Annotated in this window: 3 protein-coding genes; all 3 read left to right on the top strand. The window is 68.8% G+C overall.

Translation table 11 applies throughout. From position 1 onward, the window contains the following. Nucleotides 1–378: 378 nt before the first annotated feature. Entirely contained in the window at nucleotides 379–1,041 is a 663-nt protein-coding gene (locus F6X53_RS31830) for a tripartite tricarboxylate transporter TctB family protein (protein ID WP_151005905.1), read from the top strand. A 30-nt stretch (nucleotides 1,042–1,071) separates the two neighbouring features. Next, entirely contained in the window at nucleotides 1,072–2,577 is a 1,506-nt protein-coding gene (locus F6X53_RS31835; protein WP_151005907.1) for a tripartite tricarboxylate transporter permease, read from the top strand. Nucleotides 2,578–2,649: 72 nt separating this feature from the next. Next, the gene (locus F6X53_RS31840) at nucleotides 2,650–3,651 is read left to right on the top strand and encodes a tripartite tricarboxylate transporter substrate-binding protein (RefSeq protein ID WP_151005909.1); all 1,002 of its coding nucleotides are present in this window, start codon (nucleotides 2,650–2,652) and stop codon (nucleotides 3,649–3,651) included. The last annotated feature ends 203 nt before the right edge of the window (nucleotides 3,652–3,854 follow it).

Raw genomic sequence — 3,854 nt, forward strand, 5'->3', positions numbered from 1 at the left:
AAGACATCGCGCTCTCCCATCCGAATCCTCTCAGATAGGAGCATCACCCTGCAACTGTAATGCTAGGAACCGCGCCCGGCGAACAATTCGTGGGCTAGAGTTTCGGGATTAAAAGCAGATCCGGCGCGTACGAAGGAGAAGGCGCGCATTCCGCGACCCAGATCCCGCGGAATTTCCCTTGAGGATCGGCGGTCTTCTTCGGGCGATGCGAGCCCGAGCAGGAGCATTGCAGTCGTGAGGGCTCGCCATCACCGTCGAAATCATCATTTCTGTGATTGCGGTGTTTTGGGGACGGGACGCTGCCTCACGAACCTGTCATGATCACTTCGCGATCCGCCCGAAGCGGCGGAGGCAGAGGTCACGCCGGGAGACGACGTCATGGGTGAGCCGCTCCACGGCTCGGGGCGGGCAAGCACGCGCATTCGCGGCCCGCAGGCACTCGCAGCAGGGCTTGGCCTCGTCGGCCTCGGCATCTTCGGAATCTGGGCGGGCAGCGATCTTCCGCAGGGCAGCTTGAGGTCGATGGGGCCGGGCTTCCTGCCGCGCTGGCTGTCCGCCGGCATCGCCCTCTGCGGTCTGGCGCTCGCGGGATCCGGCCTCTTCAAGGAGGGACAACGCCTTCCCGCGATCGCCCTGCGGGGTCCTGTCGTCGTGATGCTGGCGATCCTCGCCTTCGCGCTGACGATCCGCCCGGTGACCATCGGGCCTCTGACCACGCCGGGGCTCGGGCTGATCGTCGCCGGTCCCCTGGCGATCGTGATCGGCGGCTACGCGACCGCGGAGGCGCGCTTGCGGGAACTCGCGATCCTCGCCCTGTTCCTGACGGCGGGCTGCATGCTGCTCTTCGGCGACCTCCTCAACCTGCCGATTCCGATCTTTCCGACTGCCCTGCTCGAGGCTTTCTCCGGGAGCGTGTCGCCGCGCCTCCTGCTCCGGGCGGTTGCGGCAGGCCTCGGTCTGATCGGCCTGATGCTGCTCGCCCTCGGACGCGGCGCGCGGCGCCGGGCGGTCGAGGTCGTGCCGCACTCGATGACGACTTGAGCGGCAGCCGAGGATCGGGGAACCCGGGCAGTGTCAGATCTCTTCGCCAATCTCGGGCTCGGCTTCGCGGTCGCGCTCAGCCTGCAGAACCTCGCGCTCTGCTTCATGGGCTGCCTCGTCGGCACGCTCATCGGCGTTCTGCCGGGGGTCGGCCCGATCGCCACGATCGCGATGCTCCTGCCGATCACCTTCGGGCTCGATCCGGTCGGCGCCCTGATCATGCTCGCCGGGATCTATTACGGCGCGCAGTATGGCGGCTCGACGACCGCGATCCTCGTCAACATCCCGGGGGAAGCCACCTCGGTGGTCACCACCCTGGACGGGCACCAGATGGCGCGCCAGGGCCGCGCCGGCATCGCGCTCGGCATCGCGGCCATCGGCTCCTTCTTCGCCGGCACCGTCGCGACCCTGCTGATCGCGGCCCTCGGCGCGCCGCTGACGCGCCTCGCCCTGGTGTTCGGGCCGGCGGAGTACTTCGCCCTGATGGTGATGGGCCTCGTCTTCGCGGTGGTGCTCGCGCGCGGCTCGATCCTGAAGGCGGTCGCGATGATCCTCATCGGCATCCTGCTCGCCTGCATCGGGACCGATCTCGAAACGGGGCAGGAGCGCATGACCTTCGGCTTCGCTTTCCTGACCGACGGTCTCGACTTCTCCGTCCTGGCCATGGGCCTGTTCGGCATCGCCGAGATCCTGCGCAACCTCGACCATGCCGAGGCCCGGGACGTCGTGCGCCAGAGGATCGGCCGCCTGCTGCCGGGCCGGGACGATCTGCGCCAGGCGGCCGGACCCGTCCTGCGCGGCACCGCGATCGGCGCGATCCTGGGCATCCTGCCGGGCAACGGCGCCGTGCTCGGCCCCTTCGCGTCCTACACTGTGGAGAAGCGCCTCGCCCGGGACCCGCGGCGCTTCGGCGAGGGAGCCATCGAGGGCGTGGCCGGGCCGGAGAGCGCCAACAATGCCGGCGCGCAGACCTCCTTCATCCCGCTTCTGACCCTCGGCATCCCGCCCAACGCCGTGATGGCGCTGATGGTGGGCGCGATGACGATCCACGGCATCGTCCCGGGCCCGGGCGTGATGACCAAGAACCCGAACCTGTTCTGGGGCATGATCGCGTCGATGTGGCTCGGCAACCTGATGCTGCTCATCATCAACCTGCCGCTCGTGGGCGTCTGGGTCTCGCTGCTGAAGGTGCCCTATCGCCTGATGTTTCCCGCCATCCTGATGTTCTGTGCCATCGGGATCTACTCGATCAACGCGACGCCCACGGACGTCATGCTGATCGGAGCCTTCGGGCTCTGCGGCTATCTTCTGATCAAGTTCGGCTTCGAACCGGCTCCGCTCCTCCTCGGCTTCGTCCTCGGGCGCCTGATGGAGGAGTACCTGCGCCGCGCCCTCACCCTGTCGCGGGGGGACCCGATGGTCTTCCTCGAGCGGCCCGTGAGCGCGGTCCTGTTCGCGGTCTCGGCCGTTCTTCTCGTGGCGGCCCTGATGCCGGCTCTGCGCAGGAGCCGGGACGAGGTCTTCACCGAAGCCTGATCGATCACCGGATCGGGCTCCCCGAACGCCCGGCCGAGCCAGACACGGAACCATCAACCGGGAGGACCCATCATGAAGATTACGCTCACCCGCGGATTGAGATCACTGAGCCTCGCGGCCGCATTCGGGGCGGTGCTCGGTCTTGCCGGCCCTGCGCGCGCCGACACCTACCCGCAGCGCCCGATCACCATGGTGGTGCCCTTCGCGGCCGGCGGGCCGACCGATGTCGTCGCCCGCATCGTGGCCGAGCACATGTCCCGGTCGCTCGGGCAGCAGGTCGTGATCGAGAACGTCACGGGCGCCGGCGGCACCACCGGGATCACCCGCGCCGCGCAGGCCGCGCCGGACGGCTACACCATCATGATGGGCCATATGGGGACGCACGGCGCCGCGCCGGCCCTGTTCAAGGGCCTCAAATACGACCCGGCCAAGAGCTTCGACCCGATCGGGATGGCGGCCGGAACGCCGATCGTGATCGTCGCCCGGAAGGATTTCGCGGCCGCCGACCTGAAGGCCTTCATCGCCGCGGTGAAATCCGGCGGCCCGAGCATCAATCAGGCCCATGCCGGGGTCGGATCGGTGTCGCACTCGACCGGGATCCTGTTCGACGCGAAGGTCGGCGCGAAGCCGACGCTCGTGGTCTATCGCGGGACCGGCCCCGCCCTGAACGACCTGATGGCGGGGCAGGTCGACTTCATGACCGACCAGATCGTGAACGTGGCGCCGCAGATCACGGGCGGCACGATCAAGGCCTACGCCATCGCGACACCGGAGCGCTCCCCGGCTCTGCCCGATGTCCCGACGACCCGGGAGGCCGGCCTCGACGATTACGAGGTCAGCGCCTGGAACGCCGTCTTCGCCCCCAAAGGCCTGCCGAAGGAGGTCGCGGCCAAGCTCGAGGCCGCGCTCGGCAAGGCGCTCGAGGACGAGACCACGCGCAAGCGCATCCTCGATCTCGGCGGCACGGTGCCGGCTTCGGCCGAACGCGGCCCCGCCGCGCTCCAGACGCTCGTCGAGAGCGAGGTGGCGCGCTGGACCCCGGTCCTGCGGGCGGCGGCCGACGGGACCCCGTAGGTTCGCGGGAGCCTCGCCGGCCCGGCCTGTCCGACCGATTATCCTCGCGGGGCCGGCGCTGTGGCCGGCCCCAAGGGAACATGAGCGCATCACCTCGACGGGACGAGCGCGCGGCAAGGAAGCCAGTCTTGGATCAGTACCTGTCCTCGTCGTTCCTGCTGTCGCTGCTGCAGATCGTCTGGATCGACATCATCCTGTCGGGC

Source organism: Methylobacterium soli (genome assembly GCF_008806385.1).
Lineage (GTDB): Bacteria > Pseudomonadota > Alphaproteobacteria > Rhizobiales > Beijerinckiaceae > Methylobacterium > Methylobacterium soli.